Source organism: Pseudonocardia sp. GCM10023141 (assembly GCF_042653605.1).
In genome coordinates this window covers 259992-281362 of the sequence record NZ_JBHSIR010000055.1, presented here as the reverse complement: position 1 = coordinate 281362, position 21371 = coordinate 259992, and the positions used below count along the sequence as shown (strand labels likewise).

Genomic DNA, 21371 nt, shown 5'->3' with positions numbered 1-21371 from the left:
CGCCCGTCAGGGAGCAGGCGCCGGTGCCGCCTCGCGCTCACCGACGAACCGGGCCCGTCCGGCCAGTGCCCCCACCACCGCCTGCGGTGCGAACATCACGAGCACCACCACCAGCGGCACCGTCCAGCCGCCGCTGAGGTCGTGCAGCGCACCGACGGCGAACGGGCCGGCCGCCGCGACCATGTAGCCGACGCTCTGGGCCATGCCCGAGAGCTGCGCGGCGTGTGCGGCGTCCGGGGCGCGCAGCGCCATCAGCGTCAGCGCCACCCCGAGGCAGCCGCCCTGCCCGACGCCGAGCACGACCGTTCCGACGATCTCCGCTCCGGGGATCACCAGCACCATGAGCAGCCCGAGCGCCGACAGGGCCGTGACCCCGGCCACCACCGCCGACTGCTGCCGGAACCGCGTGGCGATCGTCGGCGCCGCCATGGCACCGGCGATGCCGGTGAAGCTCGCGATCGACAGCAGCCAGCCCGCGGCAGCCGCGTCGAATCCGCGGGCGACGAACACCGCGGGGAGCCAGGCGGCGAGACCGTAGTAGCTCATCGACTGCAGCCCCATGAACGCCGTGACCTGCCACGCGATCGGGTCGCGGCGCAGCGCGGCCACCTGGCTGGCGCCGGCACCGATGCGGTGCCCGGCCCCGCGCAGCTGCGGCAACCAGCACAGCAGCGCACCCAGCGCCACGATGCCCCACGCACCCAGCGCGAGCCGCCAGTCCAGGCCCGCCGCCTGCGCCACCGGCACGGTCAGGCCGGCCGCCAGTCCACCGCCAGCGGAGATCGCCATCGTGTAGATCCCGGTCATCAGGCCGGTCCGGTGGGAGAAGTCGCGCTTGATCAGGCTGGGCAGCAAGACGTTGCCCATCGCGATCGCCGCGCCCACGAGCACGGTGCCAGCGAACAGCGCCACCAGCGACGGCAGCAGGCGCGTCGCGAAGCCCGCCACCAGCAGGACCAGCGCGATGAACAGCGCCCGCTCGATCCCGATCCGCCGCGCGAGCACGGGCGCCACCGGGGCGAACAGCCCGAAGCAGAACACCGGCAGCGCGGTCAGCAACCCGGCGGTGACCCCGGAGAGGCCCTCGACCACGCGGATCTCGGCCAGCAACGGCGCCACGGCCACCACGGCCGGACGCAGGTTGATCGCCACCAGCACGATCGCGAGTGCCACCCACAACGACGTCGAACGCACCGCGGGGACCGGCCGGACCGGTGCCGCCGCCGTCATCACAGCCCCTCCACGAGCGCGCGGGCGGCGTCGAGGTACGCGCTCGCGGCCGCGCGCGCCGCCACCGGGTCGCCTGCGGCGATCGCCTCGGCGAGGTCGTCGTGGCCGGGGAAGCCGTTCGGATCGTCATCGAGCGCGTCGACGGTCGCGACGCTGTGCTGCAGCGCCTCCGTGAGCCCGGCGTAGAGGTCGATGAGCACCTGGTTGCCCGTCGCGGCGATCACCGCCCGGTGGAAGTCCAGGTCGGCCGCGACGAACCGCGTGCGGTCACCGCCGGTGGTGGCGGACCGCCGGGCCGCGACGGCGGCCCGGATCGCCACCACGTCGGCCGGGGTGCGACACAGCGCGGCGGTGGCCGCGGCGTCACGTTCCAGGCTGGCGCGCACGTCCAGCACGTCGAGCACGGTGCTGCGGCGGGCCCGGCGCAGCAGCGCCGCACCGAGGTCGGACGCCGCCCGGACGTAGGTGCCGTCGCCGCGGCGGGGCTCCAGCAGGCCCGCGTGCTCCAGCGCGCGCACGGCCTCGCGCACGGTGTTGCGGCCCACCCCCAGCGCGGCGACGAGCTCGGGCTCGGCGGGGATCTTGGACCCGACCGGCCACTCTCCGGTGGAGATGAGGCCTTCGAGCTGCGCCATCACCTGGTCGCATGCGCGCCCGACACGCACCGGAGTCAGATTCACCGGATCAACCTAACATCCCATGTTTCCCGTCCAGGTGACGATGTGACCGAACGCGCTGCCGCTCTAAGCTGCAAGGTGTGGTCGTCCAGCAGGTTCGCAGTGCCGTGCTCCGTGTTCTCCAGCGACCTGCCACGGCCAACGTGCAGCGCTACCGGAAGGTCGCGACGGCCGCAGGTGCGCTCGAGGCGCAGTTCGAGGCCTGCTCCGACACCGAACTGACCGCCGCCGCCCAGGCACTGCGTACGGCGAAGGCGCCCTGGGCGCAGCTGTGTGCGATCGGGCGCGAAGCGGCGCGGCGCACGCTCGGGGAGCGCCCCTTCGACGTACAGCTGATCGGCACCGTCGGCCTGCTCACCGGCCATGTCGTCGAGATGGCCACCGGGGAGGGCAAGACGCTCTCCGGAGCGCTGGCGGCCGCCGGTTTCGTGCTGCAGGGCCGCCGGGTGCACGTGCTGTCACCCAACGACTACCTGGCCCGCCGCGACGCCACCTGGATGCGTGAGCTGTTCGCCCTCATGGGCGTCACCGTCGGCTGGATCGACCAGCACTCCACCCCGGAGCAGCGCCGGGAGGCCTACGCCGCCGACGTGCTGTACGGATCGGTCAGCGAGATCGGCTTCGACGTCCTGCGCCACCGGTTGCGCACCGATACCGCGGGCGCCGAGCTGCCCGAGCCCGACGTCGCGATCGTCGACGAGGTCGACTCGGTCCTCATCGACGAGGCACGGGTGCCGCTGGTACTGGCCGGCGCGGCGGCCGAGGCCCCGCACGACGCCACGATCACCGCGCTGGTGGCCGGGCTCGAGGAGGACACCCACTACGAGACCGACGACGACCGGCGCAACGTCTTCCTCACCGAGGCCGGGCTCGACCGCCTCGAGAAGGAACTGGGCGACGTCAACCTCTACGGCGAGGACCACCGCCACCGCCTCACCGAGATCAACGCCGCCCTGCACGCCCAGGCGCTGCTGCACCGCGACGTCGACTACATCGTGCGGGGCGGCAAGGTCGAGCTGATCAACGTCTCCCGCGGGCGCGTGGGCAGGCTGCAGCGCTGGCCCGACGGGCTGCAGGCCGCCGTCGAGGCCAAGGAGGGCGTCGCGGCCAGCGACAGCGGCGAGGTGCTCGACAGCATGCTCGTGCAGGCGCTGGTGAAGCGCTACCGCACCGTGTGCGGCATGAGCGGCACCGCCGTCGCCGTCGCCGAGCAGCTGCAGGAGTTCTACAAGCTCCCGGTGGGCCGGGTCCCCACCAACGTCGACTGCATCCGTGTCGACGAGCCCGACCGCCTCTACCGCACCGTCGCCGCCAAGGAGGCGGCCGTCGTCACGTACGTCGCTGCCGTGCACGCCACCGGTCGGCCGGTGCTGCTGGGCACCCAGGATGTCGCGGAGTCCGAGCGACTCGCCGCGCAGCTGGCCGCAGCGGGTGTCGAGGCGGTCGTCCTCAACGCCAAGAACGACGTCGAGGAGGCGGCGATCATCGCCCACGCCGGCGAGCGGGACCGGGTCACGATCTCCACGCAGATGGCCGGGCGCGGCACCGACATCCGGCTGGGGGAGGGCGTCGCCGCGCTCGGGGGGCTCTGCGTGGTCGGCATGGGCCGCTACCACACCCGCCGGCTCGACGACCAGCTCCGCGGCCGCGCCGGCCGGCAGGGCGACCCGGGCGGTTCGCTGTTCTTCACCAGCTTCGACGACGACCTGGTCGTGCAGCAGATGCCCGACGCCCCCGTGCCCCAGCAGGTCGACGAGGACGGTGCGGTCCACGACGCCCGCGCACAGCACACCGTCGAGAACGCGCAGCGCGCCGCGGAGGGCGCGCACCTCGACGGGCATCGCGGCACGTGGCGCTACAACCAGCTCGGCGAGGGCCAGCGCGCCGACCTGCTCGCCCACCGCGACCACGTGCTGCGCGGCGACGAGGCGGCCCGCCACCTCGAGGAGCGCAGCCCGCAGCGCTACGCCCGGCTGCGCACGGAGCTCGGCGCCGACGTCGTGGCCGAGGCCGCCCGCCAGATCGTGCTGTATCACCTCGACCGCGGCTGGAGCGATCACCTGGGATTCCTCACCGACGTCCGGGAGGGGATCCACCTGCGCGCGATCGCGCGCGAGACGCCTGTTGACGAGTACCACCGGATCGCGATCGCGGAGTTCGAGGAGTTCCTGCAGCGGGCCTACGAGCGGGCCACCACCACGTTCGACAGTGCCGCGATCACCGCCGACGGCGTCGACCTGGAAGGCCTCGGCCTCCAGCGTCCCGCCTCGACCTGGACCTACATGGTCAATGACAACCCGTTCGGCAACTCCGAGGACCGCTTCCTGCACTCCATGGGCACGATGATGCGCCGTTCGGGGCTGCGGCCCGGGTCTGCGGCCCCGGAACCGGGGTAGCAGCGGTCCGGAGGGGACTCTGAATGCCTGCCCCGCAACCGGTTGTCAATCGCGCAGGAACCGCGTGTGGGCCGCCGGCGCCCGGCGGTCGAACAGCGTCGTGAGGTGCCCGCGGCCCGGAAGCACCACCAGCTCGGCGCCGGGGATGCCGTGAGCGATCGCGACCACCAGCCTGCGGACGACGTCGGGGTGGTCGAGCGCGAGCTGCAGCGCGGTCACCCCGCCCGCGGACGCGCCGAACACGTCGACGGGGCCCTCGAAGCGGTCCCGCAGCGCGACGGCGTACCACCCGGCGACGTCGGCGATCGAGGTGCCGACCGGCACGTCCAGCGGGCGGTTGATCTGGTGCACCGCGCGTCCGGTTGCGGTGGCCAGCGCGGTGGCCGACCACCGGTCGGCGCGGGGGACCACCACCGACAGGTCGGCGCCTGCGCCCAGCCCCGGGATCGACACCAGCGGTGGCCCGGCCCCGACGATCAGCACCGACAGGCCGTTGTTCAGGGGTGCTCCCCGTGCGATCGCCATGAACCCGAGGGGAGGGCGATCAGGCCGGCCCCGGACTGGATGGGGGGCCGCTGTCGAGAACTCCCACCAGCGCCGCGGCGGTGAGGGCGACGGCCCGGTCACCGTCGTGGACCAGTGGCCGCAGCACCGCGAGCGCTGCGGGCGCCGGCATCTCCGCGAGCGCCTGTACCAGGCGCATGCGCACTGCCGGAGCCGCGCCGGGTGCGGCGAGCTCGCCCGCCAGTGCAGCCATGATCGGGTCCGCCGCTGCGGGGTCCAACGCGAGCGTCCCCAGCACCTCGGCAGCCTCCACGTCGCTCGTGCCCTCGACCACCATGGCGACGAGCATCGGCACGGCCGCTGCCGAACCCCGCGAACCCATCGCCAGCGCGGCGCGCCCGCGCACCGTCACGGCCGGATCACCGAGCGCGTCCGCGAGCACCGCGTCGGCCTCCGGGCCGGTCATGACGGCGATCGCCCGCACCGCGCGCAAGCGGACATCGACATCGTCGGACCGCGCGCCCGGCGCCAGGCTCGCCACCGCGTCACCACCCGCCCGCACGAGGGCCCATCGGAGCGCACCCGCGACGTTCGGGTCGGACTCGGTCAGGACGGCGGCCGCCAGGAGTTCGAGGGGGACCGGCACGTCCTCGGCCGGGGCCAGCACCGCCTGCTGGCGGCGGGAGGCGCTCGGCGAGTCGAGCCGCTGCATGAGCTCGACGATGCGCAGGACGTCCGGCCAGCCCGACGGGGTCGTCGCATCGACCGTGTGCAGCCGCTCGAGCAGCTCCCGGTCACGTTCCAGCCGATCCTCCGTCCACCGGATGAGGTCACCGACCAGCGCGGACGGCGTGAAGTCCGGATCCTCCAGCGCGCGGCCGACCTGGCGCAGCGACAGCCCCAACGACCGCAGGCTCTCCACGTGGAAGATCCGGCGGATGTCCTCGTCGCGGTACTCGCGGTAGCCCCCCACGGTGCGGCCCGTGGGGCGCACCAGCCCGAGGGTCTCGTAGTGCCGCAGCATCCGGGCGCTCACGCCCGAGCGGCGGGCCACGTCGCCGATCAGCACCCCGTCGCCCCTGCCGGATCGCGCAGGAGGGCTTCGGTGGCGCGGGCGTGCGCCCGCACCGACGGGTCGGCGCTCGCCAACCCCGGCTGCAGGGCCGCCACGACCACGTCCCCGAGCGCGACGAGTGCCCGGCTGAGGCTCCTCCGCACCGACCGGTCGCCGCGGCCGAGTTGGGTGGCCAGTTCCACCGCCAGTCCTCCCTGCTCACCGTCGGGCACGAGGAGGACGGCGGTGCGCCAAGCGGTGCGTGCGACCTCGTCGTCGGCGTCGCGCAGCAACGACCGCGTGATCGCGGGCCACACGCTGCTGTCCCCGATCTTGGACAGCGTATGCAATGCCTGGCTGCGGGCCTGCGCGCGCCCGGACCGCAGCTCCGCGCGCAGGCCGGGCAGCGTGATCTCCGGTGGGAGACGGGTCAGTGCCCAGGTGAGCATGTCGCGCACGAAGAAGTCCGGCTCCACCGCCGACCGCGCCACGAGTACGTCGACCAGCGCCGGATCCGGATGCGTGCCCACCGCCAGCGCCGCCTGCAGCCGTGTGGACGAGCTGCCGGCGCTCAACGCGTCGATCAGGCGGGTATCGGGGTACATGGGGACCACCTCCTGTGCCCAGCCAAAACCTTGTCACCGTGTCAAGGTCAAGCGCGCCCGCGCTCAGGCACCGCAGACGACGATCATGGCCAAAGCCCGAGCAACCACTCACCCACACGCCCGTGCTGGTGAAGCCGTGACCGCACGGGCGAGCACTGCCGGAGGCCGCCACCACTAGCCTTCCCATGCCTGGGAGGTATCGATGGAGCTGCGGCTGTTGAGCTACGTGGTGGCGATCGCGGAGGAGGGCAGCATCAGCGGGGCGGCGCGGCGACTGCACCTGACGCAGCCGACGCTGAGCCGTCAGCTCCGCGAGCTCGAACGGGAGCTGGGCACCGCGCTGTTCACCCGGGAGGGCCGCGGGCTCGCCCCCACCGCCGCAGGCGCGGTGCTGGCCCGACGCGCCGCCACCGTGCTCGCCGAGGCCGACGCCGCGATGGCCGACGTCCGGCTGGCCGCGCAGGGCATGAGCGGGCGCCTCACCCTCACGTTCGCGGGCTCGGGCATCAACGGCCCGCTCGGCAACGCGCTGGGCCGGATCCGCCGCGAGCTGCCGCGCGTCGACCTGCGCCTGGAGGAGAGCTTCAACGACGCCGAGATGTCGACCGGGGTGCTGGAGGGCCGCTACGACATCGCCGTGCAGCGCCTGCCGATGCGCGACGCCCGCCTCGCGACCCAGGTCTGGTGGCGCGAGCCCCTCACCCTGTTCCTGCCCGTGTCCCACCCGCTGGCCCACGACCCCGAGCCGGCGCCGCTGTCGATCCTCGGGCAGATCCCGCTGGTCGTCTGGCCGCGCGACGTCTCGCCGCGCTCCTACGACGAGATCATCGCGCTCTGCCACCGCGCCGAGGTCGTGCCGAAGATCAGCGCCGAGGGCCGCAGCGTGCAGACCCTGCTCGCGCTCGTCGCCGCCGGCTTCGGCGCCGCGGTCCTCGCCGACTCCCACCGCGCGCTGCGCCGCGTCGGGGTGGCCGCTCGCCCGCTGGCGGGCACCTCGACCACCCTCCACGTCGTCTGGCGGGCCGCCGACCCCAACCCGCTGGTGGAGCGGATCCGCGCCACCCTCACCGAACTGCAGCACCAGCACACCGCCTGACCGCTCCCGCGATGATTCGCGGCCCCCGCGGAAGTCCTGTCCAGCGCGCTGCCCCCACCCCCGCGTCCAGGAGCCCACACCATGACCACGACCGCACCCGCCACGCCCTGGCCACTCGTCCACGCCGAGCGCGCCGCACTCGCCGCCGACCTCGCCGACCTCACCACCGACCGGTGGAGCACACCGTCGCTGTGCACCGGGCTGACGGTGCGCGAGGTGCTCGCACACCTCACGTCCGCGGCGGGCCTGACACCGCTGCGGTGGCTGGCCGGGGTGATCCGGTGCCGTTTCGACTTCGACAAGCAGGTGGCCATGCGCCTGGCCGAGCAGTTGGGCGCCGACGCCGACGAGACGCTCGCCCGGTTCCGCACCGTCGTCACCAGCACCACGATGCCGCCGCTGCCCGTGATCGCGATGCTGGGGGAGACGATCGTGCACGGCGCCGACATCCGCCGACCCCTGGGTATCGACTACGTGCCGCCGATCGCCACGGTCACCCGCGTCGCCGCGTACTACAGCGGGTCCGACCAGGTCGTGCTCGCGAAGGGACGGATCACCGGCCTCCACCTCGCCGCCACCGACGGACCCTTCACCACCGGGTCGGGGCCGCTCGTGTCCGGCCCGACGCTCGCCCTGATCATGGCGATGACCGGCCGCGCCGCGTTCTGCGACGACCTCGACGGCGACGGGGTCCCGACGCTGCGAGGCCGCGCGGGGGGGCGGTGACCGGTGGAGTGGAGCGCAATGCCCGTCCCAGTCCCGCCGAGCTGCAGCACCGGCGCCGGCAGCGCCGCCACGGGTGCTGGGACCACCTGATCGTCGCCCCGCTCTGGGTGGCCTACCAGGCCAACCTCGGCACCCTCCTGCGCACGTGCGACGCCGCAGGCGCCTGCCTCGCGGTGCCCCGCACCCCGCACTACCGCGACGCGCTGCGCCGCGGCAACACCCTGACCACCCGCAGCTGCGTGCGCTGGGTGGCGCCGTCGAAGCTGCGCTGGGTCCGGGAGCAGCGCCGCAGCGGCAGCCGCATCGTCGCCGTCGAACTCGCCGACGGGGCCATCGCACTGTCCCGGCTCGCGCCGGCCACGCAACGCACGGTGGTGCTGCTCGGGCACGAGCACCACGGCATCCCCGCCGAGGTGTGGGATGGTCGGCCAGGGCGCCAGCCTCAACGTCGCCGTGGCCGGATCGCTCGTGCTCTACCGGCTGGCCGGCCTCGTCTGACGGTGACCGGGGGCGATTCAGGCGGGTCGGAGGTACTCGGCAAGGATCCGAGGATGACTGCACCGCCCGTCCGCTACGGGGTCTACCTGCCCCCGTTCGGCCCGTTCGGCGATCCCACCGTGCTCGTCGACCTCGCCGTGCGTGCCGAGGCAGCCGGCTGGGACGGCGTTTTCCTGTGGGACCACGTCGTCACCACGGCGATGCCCATCGTCGACACCTGGACCACCCTCGGCGCGATCGCGCAGGCCACCACCCGGATCCTGATCGGGCCGATGGTCACGCCGCCCGCTCGCCGCCGGCCGTGGGTGCTCGCCCGGCAGGCGTCCACCGTCAACCGGCTCTCCGGTGGCAGGCTCGTCTTCGGCACCGGGCTGGGCACCGACGAGTCGGGCGACTTCAGCCGGGTCGGTGAGCCCGCCGACGTCCGCACCCGCGCCGCCACGTTCACCGAGGGCCTCGGCCTCATCCGGGAGATGTGGTCGGGACGGCGGATCCGGCACAACGGCCCGCACTTCCGCGTCACGCTCGACGAGTCACCGCCGGAACCGCATCCGATCCCGGTCTGGATGGCGAGCTCCACCGGCAACCCCCGGGTCACCCGCCGGGCCGTCCAGGCCGACGGGATCTTCCCCAACCCGCCCGACCACACCGACCCCCGCCGAGGTGGCCACCATCCTCGCCGCCGTACGCGCCGCCGGGCTGCCCGCCGACCGCCCCTTCGACGTGGCGGTGCGCGGCAACGCCAGCCCCGCGTGGGACGAACCGGCCACCGTCGACCTCGCGGGTCTCGCCGCAGTCGGCATGACGTGGTGGCTGGAGTCGCTGATGCACCTCGACCCGCTGGAGCTGTCGCTGCGGGTGGTGGACGCCGGGCCACCCAGACCAGGGGAGCGGGGCCCAGGGGAGTAGCCGAACCCCCTGTTCACCCGCCGCTCATGATCGAGACATGCGGTTGCGGCAGGCTGGGTGCGGTGGAGGAGATCGTGGCGGCGACGCCGGTGGCCGACCGGTTCGCCCGGCTGTGTGCCTCGGTGGTCGGCGGGCTGCCGTGGGGCCTCGCCCGCATCGTCGCCCCGAGCCTGCTCGGCTTCGCCGTGATCAACGGGTGCACGTTCGCACTCGACCTCGGCCTGCTCGCCGTCCTGCGCAGCCTGCTCGGGCTCGACGTCGCGGCCGCCTTCGGCACCGCCTACCTCATCGCGTTCGCGGTGAGCTTCGTGCTCAACCGCCGGTTCAACTTCCGCTCCCACGCCCCGGTCGGCAGGCAGACCGCGATCTACGCGGTGGTGGTGGCCGTCAACTTCTTCGGGTTGATCCTCGGGCTCGCCACCGGCCTGACCGCGCTGGGCATGCACTACCTGGCGGCCCGGATCGTCGCCGGTTGCTGCGAGGCCGTGTTCATGTACTGCGCGATGCGCTGGGTCGTGTTCCGGAACTAGTTCCGGAGCAGGCCGCTCCACGCATGGCCGGGATGGACCTGCTCCACGGCCTCCCGCAGCCAGCGGCGACGGTCCGCGTCGAGGGTCGGCAGCACCGACTCCAGGTCGCCGACGTCCTTGGGCCGCAGGTGCTTGGCCTTGAACAGCAGTACCGTCTCCACCGCGAGGTAGGGCACGCCGTCGGGCGTGCGCTCCACGACCTGATCCCAGGGCAGCGTGATCCGCTCATCGCGGCGGCACACCCACGTCGCGTCGCCGTGCGGCTCGCGGAAGACGTCGAGGACGAAGGCCTGTTCGTCCTCGGACCACAGCCACACCTGATGCGTCTGGCCGAGCGCGGGGGAGTCGGTGGCGTGCAGCATGCCCTCGTGCGGGACGACCCATCGCCAGTGCGGTGCGGTGAACGCCGCGAGCAGCGCCGGTACGTCCCGGTCGACGACGGTGATCTCCAGGTCGCTGTGCGGGCGCGTCTCGTGGCCGAGATGCAGGTCGACCGCCCAGCCGCCGGCAACCGCCCAGCGCAGCGGCGCACCGCCGGCAACGCGCACGAGGCGGAGGCGGTCGCGGGCCTCGGCGGGGGACCAGGCCCGCCACGGCGTCACCTGCTCGTCGAACGGGACCGGAAGATCGGGCATGCCCACCGCATCTGTGTACACGTTCGCGTACACTCGCGCCAATGCGTGCGCCCGAAGTGCTGTCGGTCCGCGAGTTCCGGGCCGGTCTGGCCGCTACGCTGAAGCGCGTACGGGATCCGAGTGGCAGGCCGGTGTTCATCGGGGCCCACCGACGACCGGAGGCTGTTGTCATGTCGGTGTCGCAGTACCAGGAGCTGTCCGAGGCCGCGGAGCGGCGGGAAGCGGTGGCCGAGGCGTTGGCGTCCGTGCGCGCCGAGGGCCTGGAGCCCAGCCCCGAGGACCTGGAGCTGTTCACCGCCGTGGCCGTGGGCGAGCTGAGCACCGATCAACTCCGCGAGCGGGTACCGGCACGCTACGTCCGGTGAGCTGGGACCCCTACAGCCGGCGCCCTCGCGCGGGTAGTGGCGACGAACTCGGCGGTGGGCCTGCCCTCACGATAATGTCATAACATCGATTATCGGATCGACGTTCGACCTGTAGGAGGGCGGTCGCGGCCGCCATGGGCCCCGGCCGAGCGCCCACTGGTTCGGTGTCGACCATGAGCCAGTGCGCGGTGATCACCGGCCCCGCGGCCGAGCGCCCACTGGTTCATGGTCCAACCCGAACCAGTGCGCGTTGATCACTCCACCCCGGGCTGTTCACCGGAGGGCGCCCGCCTGACGTTATGACAAGAGTGCGACGGATCGCCCGGGCAGGCGGGAAGCCCCTCGACCGTGGACTGCGCCTGCCCAGGACCCGACCCGTGTCGTGCGGGTCGCGTCAGCCCGCGGTCGGCGGCTGGTCGACCAGCTGCGCGAGGTAGAGCTGCTCCCCCAGCCGGTCGATCAGCTCGAGGTTGGTCTCGATGTAGTCGATGTGGTGTTCCTCGTCGGCGAGGATCTCCTCGAGGAGGTTGGCCGTGGTGTGGTCGTTCTTGGCCCGGCACATCGTGACGCCCGGGCGCAGGCGCTCGACGACACCCAGCTCGATCTGGAGGTCGGACTGCAGCTGCTCGCGCACGTTCTGCCCGATCTTCAGGGTGCCGAGACGCTGGTAGTTGGGCAGGCCCTCGAGGAACAGGATGCGGTCGGTGATCTTCTCCGCATGCTTCATCTCGTCGATGGACTCGGCCTTGGTGTACTCGGCGAGCTTCGTCAGGCCCCAGTTCTGCTGCATCTTGGCGTGCAGGAAGTACTGGTTGATGGCGGTGAGCTCGCTGGTGAGCTGAGCGTTGAGCAGCTCGATGATCTCGGGATCGCCCTGCATGATGTGGTCCGTTCGTCAGCGGTCGGGAAGATGACCGTAACGGCGGTACCCGAACGGGTGCGACGCAGGATGACCTGGCCAAGGGCGAAGTCAGACTCAGCCCAGGTGAGCCTCAGCAGCGCGCGATCGTGCCCGTCTACGCGGAGATCGGCAGTTCGGACAGCTCTGACGGGGCGTTGGCCGCGGCCAGGAAGACGTCGATGTGGTCGTGGCAGGACCCGCAGCCGGTGCCCGCCTCGCAGGCGTCGCCGACCTCCTCGACCGTGCTGGCACCCCGAGCGATGCAGGAGCTGATCACCGAGTCGGTGACCGCCATGCAGATGCACACGTACATCGCCAGGCACCCCTTCGTTTAGGTCAGCCTATGCTCTCAGTCCATCCGGCAGCGCGCAAGACGTCACCCGGAGGAAACATCGGGATCTCTCGTCCGCCGTGGCCGCGCGCCTGACTACCCTGGGTGCGTGCCGCTCGACGAGTACCGCCGGAAGCGCGACGCCCGGCGCACTCCCGAGCCGATTCCGGAGCAGGACCCCACCGACCCCTCTCCTGGCACCCGGTTCGTGATCCAGGAGCACCACGCCCGCAGGCTGCACTGGGACGTGCGGCTGGAGCGCGACGGCGTGCTGGTGTCGTGGGCGGTGCCCAAGGGCCTGCCGACGGACCCGGAGACGGTGCGGCTGGCCGTGCGCACCGAGGACCATCCCATCGAGTACCTCGAGTTCTCCGGGGAGATCCCGGCGGGCGAGTACGGCGGCGGCTCGATGACGATCTGGGACACCGGCACGTACGAGACCGAGAAGTGGAACTCGCGCGAGGTCATCGTCCGCATGCGCGGGAACCGGGCGAACGGCCGGTTCGTCTTCATCCGCACCGACCGGGAACGAGGCAAGGACAACTGGCTGCTGCGCGGGTCGGACGCGGCACCGGACCGGGAACCGCTCCCCCACGACGCGCTGCCGATGATCGCGACACCGGGCCCACTCCCCCCGCCCGGCGACGACTGGTGGCTGCAGATCGCGTTCGGGGGGCGGCGGGTGATCGTGCGCGTCGACGGCGGGCGCGCCCGGATCACCGATGCCGACGGCGAGGAGGTCGAGGCGCCGCGGCTGCGCGGCCTGGGTCCGGCGCTGGGCATCACGCAGGTGCTCCTCGACGGCGAACTGGTCGGACCGACGGCGACCGCCGACCTGTGGATCGGCGACCTGCTGCACCTGGACGGGCGCGACACGTGCGCGTTGCCGTTCCGGGAGCGGCGGGCCCTGCTGGAGGGGATCGGGGCGCTCGTCGGCCCGCACTGGCGCCTCGCTCCCGTGTTCCCCGGCGCCGGTGACGAGGTACTGGCGGCCGCCAGGGAGCAGGGCCTCGGCGGGGTCGTGGCCAAGAACGTCGCTGCGGCCTACGAGCCGGGCCGGCGCAGCATGCAGTGGGTCGAGGCCGCCACGGGCGTCCACAGTGGACCTCAGGCCCCGCAGGGGCCGGTGCGCGGTGGGGTCGGGCGGGCCAAGCTCAGCAACCCCACGAAGGTCCTCTACCCCCTCACCGGCACCACGAAGTCCGACGTGCTCGCGCACTACGTCGCCGTGGCGGAGGTGATGCTGCCGCATCTGCGGGCCCGGCCGGTCACGATGGTGCGCTGGCCCGACGGTGTGGAGAAGCAGTCGTTCTTCGAGAAGAACGTGTCGCGCCACGCGCCGGAGTGGATCCGCACCGCCCGGGTCGGCACCCCGGGCGGCCGTTCCGAGGACGCCGACTTCCCGCTCATCGACGACGTCGAGGGGCTGGCCTGGGCGGCCAACCTCGCTGCGCTGGAGCTGCACACGCCGCAGTGGCGGGTGGGGCCGGACGGCGAGCAGCAGCTGCCCGACCAGGTGGTGTTCGACCTGGATCCGGGCGAGGGCACCACGATCGTCGACTGCGCCAGGGTGGCCGAGCGGATCTGCGACCGGCTGGCGGTGGACGGGCTCGTGGCCTACCCGCGCACCAGTGGCGGCAAGGGGATGCAGCTGTACCTGCCGGTCGCGGTCGATGCGGCCGAGCAGACCTCGGAGTTCGCGAAGGACCTCGCCGAGGAGCTGGCGGCCGAGACGCCGGGCCGGGTCATCGCGGTGATGACGAAGGCGCGGCGGCGCGGCAAGGTGTTCGTGGACTGGAGCCAGAACAACCCGCACAAGACCACGATCGCGAGCTACTCGCTGCGCGGCCGCGCCCGTCCGACCGTCGCCACGCCGCTGACCTGGGACGAGGTGCGCAGCTGTCGCCGTCCGGAGGATCTGGTCTTCACCGCGGCCGACCTCCCGGCCCGCATCGCCGAGCACGGCGATCTGCTCGTCGGGTTGCTCGGCGATCGCCAACGGCTGCCCCCTCGCGCCTGATCATGAGCGGCTGGCAGGCTCCACCTGTGGAACGGCATCCCTACCTCGACGGGCCCTACCCCCGCGCCTACGCCCACCGCGGCTGGCACATCGACGATCTCGCCGGGTGCGAGAACACACTGGCGGGGTTCCACCGCGCCGTCGACGAGGGGTTCGGCTACCTGGAGCTCGACGTGCACGTCAGCGCCGACGGCGTGGTGTTCGTCCACCACGACGCCACGCTCGATCGCACCACCGACGGTTCCGGCCCGCTGGCGGTGCTGCCCGCCGCCGCGCTCGACGACGTCCGGGTGGGCGGTGTCCACGCGATCCCGCGCCTCGAGCAGGTGCTGACCGAGCTGCCCGACACCCGGATCACCATCGAGCTGAAGAACGACCGCGTCGTGCTCCCGATGCTGGGCGTCCTGGAGCGCACCGACGCGTGGAACCGCGTGTGCATCGGCGGGTTCAACGAGCGCTGGCTGGCGCGGGCCCGCCGGGGCGGGGGGCCGCGGCTGTTCACGTCGATGGCCTACACGTCGGCGTTCGGGCTGCGCAGCCGCGCCTGGCTCGATGCGCTGCCCGGTCCTCTCTCGCGCATCCCGGGCACGCCGGTGCACGGCAACATGGCCCAGCTCCCCCACCGCTACGGGGCGCTCTCGATCGTCGACTCGGGGTTGCTCAGGGCCGCACACGACTCCGGCCGCGAGGTCCACGTCTGGACCGTTGACGAGCCGGCCGAGATGGCGGAGCTGCTCGACATGGGTGTGGACGGGCTGCTGTCGGACCGTCCCGACGTCCTGCGCGCGGTGTTGCAGGATCGTGGCCAGTGGACGGCGTGAGGTCACCCCATCGGAGGGTCGGCGCCGCTACCCTCCGCCCATGAACTCCCCGGCCGACAACCCGGCGCCGCCCGTACCGGCACCCCGCAGCCAGGTGATCGCCTGGGGCCTGTGGGACTGGGGATCGTCGGCCTACAACGCGGTGATCCTGACGTTCGTGTTCTCGGTGTACCTCACCGACTCCGTCGGGGCCGACCTGCCGGGCCCGATCGATGCCAGCGCCTGGCTGGGGTACGCGATCGGGGCCGCTGGGCTGCTCATCGCGCTGCTGGCGCCGGTGATCGGGGCGCGCGCAGACTCGGCCGGGCGCCGCAAGTTCGCCACGGGGGTCTGGACCGGGCTGACCATCGTCTCGATGGCGGCACTGTTCTTCGTGGAGAACCATTACACGTACCTGTGGTTGGGGCTGGTCCTGCTGGGGCTGGGCTCGATCTTCTTCGAGCTCGCTTCGGTGTCCTACAACGCCATGCTCTGCCAGGTCTCGACGCCGGCCACGATCGGTCGCGTCTCGGGTTTCGGCTGGTCGATGGGTTATTTCGGCGGCATCGTGTTGCTGCTGACGGTGTACACGGGCCTGATCGCGGGCTCCGGCGACACGCGCGGCTTCCTGGGTGTGGCCACCGCGGGCGGGCTCAACATCCGGGTGGTGGCGCTCGTCGCCACGGCATGGTTCCTGATCTTCGCGCTCCCCCTGTTCGCGAAGGTGCCCGAGGTGCCGCCGCGCCCGAAGGTGGCGGGCATCGGCATCGTGGGGTCCTACCGCAAGCTGTTCGCCGACATCCGCGACCTCTATCGGGTCAGCCCGCACACCGTGTACTTCCTGGGCGCCAGCGCGCTGTTCCGCGACGGTCTGGCGGCGATCTTCACCTTCGGTGCCGTGCTGGCCGTGTCGGTCTACGGCATCGACGCGGGCGACGTCCTGATCTTCGGTGTGGTGGCCAACGTGACCTCGGCGGCGGGCGCGCTCACCGGCGGCCGGCTCGAGGACCGGATCGGGCCCAAGGCGGTGATCACCGGCTCGCTGATCGGCATGCTGGTGGCCGGCATGGTCCTGCTGTTCGTCTCGGGGCCGATGATGTTCTGGATCTTCGGTCTGATGCTGACGCTGTTCGTGGGGCCCGCGCAGTCCTCGTCGCGGACGTTCCTCGCCCGGCTGGCCCCGGTCGGGCACGAGGGCCAGCTGTTCGGGCTCTACGCCACCACCGGCCGCGCGGTGTCGTTCCTCGCGCCCACCCTCTTCGGGGTGTTCACGTCGCTGTTCGGAGCGCCGCGCGCCGGCATCGTGGGCATCCTGCTCGTGCTCGCGGTCGGGCTCGTCGCGCTCTGGCCGGTGCACCCGCCCGTGCACCACGCGGCCCGGACCGTCGAACCGGCATGAAGGTGATCACTCGCCCGGGTGGACCGTGCACCGGGCGATCGCGGCACGACCGAGGGTGACGACACGCCCGACCGACCGGTCGGTGCACGCGGCATGTCGCGCTGACGTCGCCGAATCGGGCTTTCGGGTAACGTCGATCGGGCGCGAGTGTAAACACCGCGTCAGAACCGGGTGACATAAGTCACAGTTGGCTGACACGTCACAGTCGCGTGTGTAGACGGCTGCGATGGTGGACACTCAACGATCGGGACGGCGAACGTCGGGTGTCTGTCGTGTGACGACACCGGACGGGGATCGTTCCGCTTTGCGGGAACAGACGACTGTGATGCAGACGTTACACCCGGTGGTGATGGTCGAGGGAGGCTCCCTCGACCCGTGAACGGGAGGATGACGCATGGCCGACCGCGTGCTCCGTGGCAGCCGGCTCGGGGCTGTCAGCTACGAGACGGATCGCAACCACGACCTCGCGCCGCGGCAGTCGATGCGCTACGCGTGCCCGCGCGGGCACGACTTCGAGGTGCCGTTTGCCAACGATGCTGAGGCACCGGCAACCTGGGAGTGTCGCCTGCACGGCAGCATCTCGAAGCTTGTCGACGGCAACGAGCCGGAGCAGAAGAAGGTGAAGCCCCCGCGCACCCACTGGGACATGCTCCTCGAGCGGCGTTCGGTCGCCGAGCTCGAGGTGCTGCTCGCGGAGCGTCTGGAGCTGCTCGCCGAGCGCCGGCGCGAGATCGCCTGACGCGCGAGACAATCGCCGGGGAACCGGGTCGTCCTTCGGGGCGGCCCGGTTCCCTGTTTCAGGCGTCCAGCACCTGGTCGGCGCGTTGCACGACCGGCGGCAGGGTGGACCACGGGAAGTTGATCCAGCGGTCGGTGTGGCGCCACACGTACTCGCAGGACACCGTGCTGTGCGGCTTCTGGTAGATCACCGCGCAGCGCACGTCGGCCACGTGACCCGCGCAGAAGTCGCGCACCAGCTTGAGCGTGGCCCCGGTGTCGGCGACGTCGTCGGCCACGAGCACCCTGGCTCCGGACAGGTCCACGACGTTGGGCACCGGCGGCAGCACGATCGGCACGGGGAGCCGCCGATCCACGCCGGTGTAGAACTCCACGTTCATGACGTGGAGGTTCTTCACGTCCAGCGCGTAGCCCAGCGCCCCGGCGACGAACAGCCCGCCGCGGGCGATCGACAGGATGATGTCGGGTGTGTAGCCGTCGACGGCCACCTGCTCGGCCAGCTCCCGGGACGCCGCACCGAACAGGTTCCAGTCGAGCTCCTCGCGATCCGCCGTCATGCGCGGACGGGGCCGTCGGAGACGGCGCCGCCGTCGGGACCGCCGGTGCTGCCCGCGGTGGCACCCTCGGGAGCCGCCGACACCGCCGGCAGCGCGCCGGTGGTGTGCCGGGCCGAGACCGTCTCGCGGCGCAGCAGCCGCTCCGCACCCCAGCGGGTGACGTTGAACAGCGCCTCGGTGACCACCGAGCTGCCCATCTTCGACGAGCCGTGCTCACGTTCGGTGAAGGTGATGGGCACCTCGTGGACGCGGAAGCCCGCCTTGACCGCGCGCCAGGCCATGTCGATCTGGAAGCAGTAGCCCTGCGACGAGACCGCGGCCAGGTCGATCTCCTCGAGCACCTGGCGCCGGTAGACGCGGTACCCGGCGGTGATGTCCCGGATCGGCACCCCCAGCGCCACCCGCGAGTACAGGTTGGCGCTGCGGGAGAACCACTTGCGGTGCGCGGGCCAGTTCACGAGCTGACCACCCGGCACGTACCGGGAACCCAGCACCAGGTCGGCGTCCTCGAGTGCCGCGAGCAGCGCCGGGAGATCCTCCGGCGCGTGCGAACCATCGGCGTCCATCTCGACGACCACCTGGTGCTTGCCGCTGAGCGCAGCGGCGAATCCGGCCAGGTACGCGGCGCCGAGCCCATCCTTGCCGGTGCGGTGCAGCACCTGGATCCGGGAGTCGGCCGCAGCCATCTCGTCGGCCAGCTCACCCGTGCCGTCCGGACTCGCGTCGTCCACGACGAGGACGTCGACCTGCGGAACGGCGGCGTGCAGCCTCGAGATGATCGGACCGATGTTCTCGCGTTCGTTGTAGGTGGGAATCACCACCAGCACCGGCCCCGGCGGCTCAGCCATCCTCGTCCTTTCCTGCCCGCGCCCGGCGCCGCGACACGACTCCCGCCGCCATTGCCAGCACTCCCAGTGCGACCAGCACCCACTCCGGTGCCGACCGCCATCGCGTTGCCAGCGTAGTGGTGTCCTTCAGAACCGTTCGATCGACCAGCACATCCGGCGTGAACTGTCGCGTACTGGCGGTGACCGTGCCGTTCGGGAGGATGGTGCCGCTGACCCCGCTCGTGGTGACCACGATCGACGAACGATCATGCTCGACCGACCGCACCCTCGACATCGCCATCTGCTGGTAGGTCATCTCGGTGAACCCGAACGTGGCGTTGTTGCTCGGCACGGCGAGCACCTCGGCGCCCGCGTCGACGCTGTCGTCCACCAGGTCGTCGAACGCGACCTCCCAGCAGATCGTCACCCCGACCCGGACCCCGGCCATGTCCACGGCACCGGGCCCGTCACCGGGCACGAAGTATCCGGCGCGGTCGACGTAGGAGGAGAACATCCGGAAGAAGCTGCGCCACGGCATGTACTCGCCGAAGGGCTGCACGCGGCGCTTGTCGTTGCGCTCGACCACCCCGACGCCGGCCTGCCAGACGAGCGCGGAGTTGCTCGTGGTGATGCCGTCGGGGTTGCGCAGGACGGCGCCGACGAGGATGGGCACGCCCACCGCGCGGGCGGCGCGGTCGATCTGCGCGGCGGCGTCGGCGTTCTGCAGCGGGTCGATGTCGCTGGAGTTCTCCGGCCAGATCACCAGGTCGGGTTTCGGCTTCGTGCCGGCCGCGACGTCGGCGGCGAGCTTGAGCGTCTCGTTGACGTGGTTGTCGAGCACGGCGCGGCGCTGGGCGTTGAAGTCCAGCCCGAGCCGCGGCACGTTGCCCTGCACGGCGGCGATGGTGACGGTGCGCTCGGGCTTGGGGCTGGGCGTGGCCGGCACGAGTGCGGCCAGTGGACCGGTGACCATCGCCAGCGCCGCGAGCACGGCCGGCGTGACGAAGCCGCGCACTCCCCCGTCGCGCGTCACCACGCGGCGCAGCAGCTCGCCGAGCGCCAGCCCGGCGAGCACCGTGACGAACGACAGCAGCGGCACGCCACCGATCGCGGCGACGGGCAGGAACGGGCCGTCGGGCTGGCCGAACCCGGCCCGGCCCCACGGCAGCCCACCGAACGGGACCCGGCCGCGCAGCGCCTCGCCTGCCACCCACACCGCTGCCGCCCAGAGGGGCGCTGCGGGCAGCCGGGACACCAACGCCATACCGAGACCGGCGAGGCCCACGAACAGCGACTCGAGCACGACGAGCGCCACCCACGGCACCGGCCCGACGAGCTCACCGATCCAGGTGAGCAGCGGGAGCAGGAAGCCCATGCCGAACAGCCAGCCGTAGCCGAAACCGGCGCGGGCCCGGCGGCCGTGGACGACCACGGCGAACACGGCGAAGGCGGGCAGCGCGAGCCACCACATCGTGCGCGGCGGGAAGCTGACGTACAGCAACACCCCCGAGCCGACGGCACCGATGATGCGAGCCAGCAGCGGCAGCCACGATCGGCGCGACCGAGCGGGCGCCGGTGGTGGAGCCGGCGGCTCGGGAAGGGGTTCGAGGGTGGGTGCAGCCACGTCGGGCAGCCTACGTCGAGCGTGTCAGCTGGTCGTCAGCTGGATCGATCACACGAGAGCGCCCGCCACCAGGTGCGCATTGCCGAGGGTGTCGAGCACGCCGGGCGCGCCGCTGCGGCGGTACCACTCGTAGCCGTAGGCCGCGGCGAAGTCGGCGGCCGGGACGTCGTCGGGGGAAACCTGGCTCGCGTGGGCGGTGATGGCCGCACGCTTGCGGTCCAGGTGCGCGGCGGTGCCGGTGACGGCGAGCCCGATCTCGGCGGTGACGCGCCCGAAGCGGACGTCGGCGGCACGGGCGGCACCGTGGATCAGGTGCCGGTCGGGAGCGCTGTTGTGCAGGTGCTCCCGGTCCACGGTCATGCGGTAGCCGGTGGCGCCGATCAGCTCGGCGGCGGTGGCGCCGATGCGGTGGGTGGCGCGGTGGTCGGGGTGGCCGTAGATGCCGTGCTCGTCGTCGTGGATGACCGTGTCGACGCCCTCGTCGTCGGCCAGTTCCGCGACGACGCGGGCGAGCCGCAGCGGGTCGGCCGCCACCAGCGCCCGGCTGTGGGAGGCGGCGCTCCAGCCGGGGAGGCCGGAGTCGCGGCAGCCCAGCAGCACCAGCCGCGACACCCCGAGCAGCTCGGCGGAGCGCTCCAGCTCGGCGATGCGCCGCTCCGGGATCGTCTCGCCGGTGCGCAGCGGTACCCGGGACTCGCCGAGCTCGCCCGCCGTCGCGACCACGAGGATCGTGCGGGCCCCGGCATCGGCGAGGCGGCGCAGCGTGATGCCCGTGAAGATCGACTCGTCGTCGGGGTGGGCGTGCAGGGCGAGCACGGTGCGGCCCCGCAGATCAGGAGTGGGCAGCTCCGGGGTGACGGAAGAACTCGACATGGCGTGATCGCAGACGTGCGGGCCGCGACGGCGGCAGGACGGACAGGGCGGCGGTCAGCTGCAACAACAGCGACAA

General features: G+C 72.3%; 21 protein-coding genes. 9 read left to right on the top strand and 12 right to left on the bottom strand.

Annotated elements, in window-relative coordinates:
• Positions 1-6: 6 nt before the first annotated feature.
• The gene (locus tag ACFPFQ_RS30380; RefSeq protein WP_379624946.1) at positions 7-1230 is read right to left on the bottom strand and encodes a CynX/NimT family MFS transporter; all 1224 of its coding nucleotides are present in this window, start codon (positions 1228-1230) and stop codon (positions 7-9) included.
• Positions 1230-1910: a FadR/GntR family transcriptional regulator gene (locus ACFPFQ_RS30375; RefSeq protein WP_379624944.1), complete on the bottom strand. Its 681-nt coding sequence runs from the start codon at positions 1908-1910 to the stop codon at positions 1230-1232. The genes ACFPFQ_RS30380 and ACFPFQ_RS30375 overlap by 1 nt, the downstream gene beginning before the upstream one ends.
• Before the next feature lie 104 nt (positions 1911-2014).
• Between ACFPFQ_RS30375 and secA2 the strand changes: the two genes are divergently transcribed.
• Positions 2015-4303, top strand: a complete 2289-nt coding sequence (gene secA2 / locus ACFPFQ_RS30370; protein WP_379624942.1) for an accessory Sec system translocase SecA2 — start codon at positions 2015-2017, stop codon at positions 4301-4303.
• A gap of 45 nt (positions 4304-4348) precedes the next feature.
• Here secA2 and ACFPFQ_RS30365 read toward each other — a convergent pair whose 3' ends face one another.
• From ACFPFQ_RS30365 to ACFPFQ_RS30355, 3 genes are read right to left on the bottom strand one after another with little or no spacing between them, the layout of a single operon-like run.
• Positions 4349-4828: an alpha/beta fold hydrolase gene (locus ACFPFQ_RS30365; RefSeq protein ID WP_379624940.1), complete on the bottom strand. Its 480-nt coding sequence runs from the start codon at positions 4826-4828 to the stop codon at positions 4349-4351.
• A 19-nt stretch (positions 4829-4847) separates the two neighbouring features.
• Positions 4848-5876 (bottom strand): MerR family transcriptional regulator, encoded by a 1029-nt coding sequence (locus ACFPFQ_RS30360; protein WP_379624938.1) that lies wholly within the window; start codon positions 5874-5876, stop codon positions 4848-4850.
• Entirely contained in the window at positions 5870-6466 is a 597-nt protein-coding gene (locus ACFPFQ_RS30355) for a HEAT repeat domain-containing protein (RefSeq protein WP_379624936.1), read from the bottom strand. The genes ACFPFQ_RS30360 and ACFPFQ_RS30355 overlap by 7 nt, the downstream gene beginning before the upstream one ends.
• Before the next feature lie 202 nt (positions 6467-6668).
• On the opposite strand from ACFPFQ_RS30355, the gene ACFPFQ_RS30350 reads away from it, so the two are divergent.
• The 3 genes from ACFPFQ_RS30350 (at position 6669) to ACFPFQ_RS30340 (ending at position 10225) form a co-directional block, all read left to right on the top strand.
• Complete coding sequence (locus ACFPFQ_RS30350; protein WP_379624935.1) at positions 6669-7562, top strand: LysR family transcriptional regulator; 894 nt, start codon at positions 6669-6671, stop codon at positions 7560-7562.
• 81 nt (positions 7563-7643) lie between these two features.
• Entirely contained in the window at positions 7644-8288 is a 645-nt protein-coding gene (locus tag ACFPFQ_RS30345; protein WP_379624933.1) for a maleylpyruvate isomerase family mycothiol-dependent enzyme, read from the top strand.
• The gene (locus ACFPFQ_RS30340) at positions 8285-10225 is read left to right on the top strand and encodes an LLM class flavin-dependent oxidoreductase (RefSeq protein ID WP_379624931.1); all 1941 of its coding nucleotides are present in this window, start codon (positions 8285-8287) and stop codon (positions 10223-10225) included. The genes ACFPFQ_RS30345 and ACFPFQ_RS30340 overlap by 4 nt, the downstream gene beginning before the upstream one ends.
• Here ACFPFQ_RS30340 and ACFPFQ_RS30335 read toward each other — a convergent pair.
• Positions 10222-10860, bottom strand: a complete 639-nt coding sequence (locus ACFPFQ_RS30335; protein ID WP_379624929.1) for a nucleotidyltransferase domain-containing protein — start codon at positions 10858-10860, stop codon at positions 10222-10224. The two genes, ACFPFQ_RS30340 and ACFPFQ_RS30335, sit on opposite strands and share 4 nt — an antisense overlap.
• A 41-nt stretch (positions 10861-10901) precedes the next feature.
• On the opposite strand from ACFPFQ_RS30335, the gene ACFPFQ_RS30330 reads away from it, so the two are divergent.
• Positions 10902-11225: a type II toxin-antitoxin system prevent-host-death family antitoxin gene (locus ACFPFQ_RS30330; protein ID WP_379624927.1), complete on the top strand. Its 324-nt coding sequence runs from the start codon at positions 10902-10904 to the stop codon at positions 11223-11225.
• Positions 11226-11619: 394 nt separating this feature from the next.
• Here ACFPFQ_RS30330 and bfr read toward each other — a convergent pair whose 3' ends face one another.
• Positions 11620-12105, bottom strand: a complete 486-nt coding sequence (gene bfr, locus ACFPFQ_RS30325) for a bacterioferritin (RefSeq protein WP_379624925.1) — start codon at positions 12103-12105, stop codon at positions 11620-11622.
• Positions 12106-12241: 136 nt separating this feature from the next.
• On the bottom strand, positions 12242-12439 hold the full coding sequence (locus tag ACFPFQ_RS30320; protein WP_379624923.1) for a (2Fe-2S)-binding protein: 198 nt from the start codon (positions 12437-12439) through the stop codon (positions 12242-12244).
• Between the two features lie 127 nt (positions 12440-12566).
• Here ACFPFQ_RS30320 and ligD point away from each other — a divergent pair, with 127 nt between their 5' ends.
• From ligD to ACFPFQ_RS30300, 4 genes are all read left to right on the top strand, one after another.
• Positions 12567-14477 (top strand): non-homologous end-joining DNA ligase, encoded by a 1911-nt coding sequence (gene ligD, locus ACFPFQ_RS30315; protein ID WP_379624921.1) that lies wholly within the window; start codon positions 12567-12569, stop codon positions 14475-14477.
• Positions 14478-14503: 26 nt separating this feature from the next.
• Entirely contained in the window at positions 14504-15298 is a 795-nt protein-coding gene (locus ACFPFQ_RS30310; protein ID WP_379624919.1) for a glycerophosphodiester phosphodiesterase family protein, read from the top strand.
• Between the two features lie 40 nt (positions 15299-15338).
• Entirely contained in the window at positions 15339-16676 is a 1338-nt protein-coding gene (locus tag ACFPFQ_RS30305) for an MFS transporter (protein WP_379624917.1), read from the top strand.
• A gap of 394 nt (positions 16677-17070) precedes the next feature.
• Positions 17071-17415, top strand: a complete 345-nt coding sequence (locus ACFPFQ_RS30300; RefSeq protein ID WP_379624915.1) for an RNA polymerase-binding protein RbpA — start codon at positions 17071-17073, stop codon at positions 17413-17415.
• 58 nt (positions 17416-17473) lie between these two features.
• Here ACFPFQ_RS30300 and ACFPFQ_RS30295 read toward each other — a convergent pair whose 3' ends face one another.
• Genes ACFPFQ_RS30295 through ACFPFQ_RS30280 form a run of 4 tightly spaced genes read right to left on the bottom strand, consistent with a single transcriptional unit; the run spans position 17474 to position 21295 of the window.
• Complete coding sequence (locus tag ACFPFQ_RS30295; RefSeq protein WP_379624913.1) at positions 17474-17971, bottom strand: phosphoribosyltransferase; 498 nt, start codon at positions 17969-17971, stop codon at positions 17474-17476.
• Entirely contained in the window at positions 17968-18819 is an 852-nt protein-coding gene (locus ACFPFQ_RS30290) for a polyprenol monophosphomannose synthase (protein WP_379624911.1), read from the bottom strand. The genes ACFPFQ_RS30295 and ACFPFQ_RS30290 overlap by 4 nt, the downstream gene beginning before the upstream one ends.
• The gene (gene lnt / locus ACFPFQ_RS30285) at positions 18812-20422 is read right to left on the bottom strand and encodes an apolipoprotein N-acyltransferase (protein ID WP_379624909.1); all 1611 of its coding nucleotides are present in this window, start codon (positions 20420-20422) and stop codon (positions 18812-18814) included. Before lnt ends, ACFPFQ_RS30290 begins: the two co-directional genes overlap by 8 nt.
• Before the next feature lie 48 nt (positions 20423-20470).
• Positions 20471-21295: a PIG-L deacetylase family protein gene (locus tag ACFPFQ_RS30280; protein WP_379624907.1), complete on the bottom strand. Its 825-nt coding sequence runs from the start codon at positions 21293-21295 to the stop codon at positions 20471-20473.
• Positions 21296-21371: the final 76 nt, after the last annotated feature.